Origin of the sequence: Bacteroides caecigallinarum, assembly GCF_016902295.1 — a bacterium.
In the GTDB taxonomy this organism is placed as follows: Bacteria; Bacteroidota; Bacteroidia; order Bacteroidales; family Bacteroidaceae; genus Phocaeicola; species Phocaeicola caecigallinarum_A.
Genome location: NZ_JACJLQ010000161.1, coordinates 1 through 447 on the forward strand (window position 1 = coordinate 1; position 447 = coordinate 447).

At 48.5% G+C, this 447-nt stretch carries 1 protein-coding gene; it reads left to right on the forward strand.

The window, feature by feature from the left end; genetic code table 11:
- A partial coding sequence (locus H6A27_RS15875; RefSeq protein ID WP_204509211.1) for a transposase occupies positions 1-447 on the forward strand: 447 nt, incomplete at both ends.

The following is a 447-nucleotide window of genomic DNA, read 5'->3' on the forward strand; positions in this document are numbered from 1 at the left end:
AAGGATGAGAAACCTGATAGTAAAAGACAGCACCCGTGCGAAGAACCGCATCAAGTCTCTTCTTCGTTTTCATGGCGTAGAGATACCGGAAGAGTTTACCCGCTGCTCCATTGGCTGTTGGTCCAAACGCTTCCTTTCCTGGTTACAGGCTCTTGAACTGTCCACTGAGTATGGCAAGAAGACTTTGGAACTGCACCTGGAACAGTTCGTGCGTCTTCGTAAGATGCTTCTACAGGAGACACGTGCCATCCGTGAGATTTCACGTAAAGCTCCTTTTGAGAAGCCGATACGCTTTCTGACTTCTGTTCCCGGAATAGGCGTTACTACAGCTGCCACCCTGATGGTTGAGCTTGATGATATAGTGCGTTTTAAGAATGCTGACCATCTGGCTTCTTTCATCGGTCTGGTACCAATGTGTCATTCGAGCGGTGAAAGTAACGGCACAGG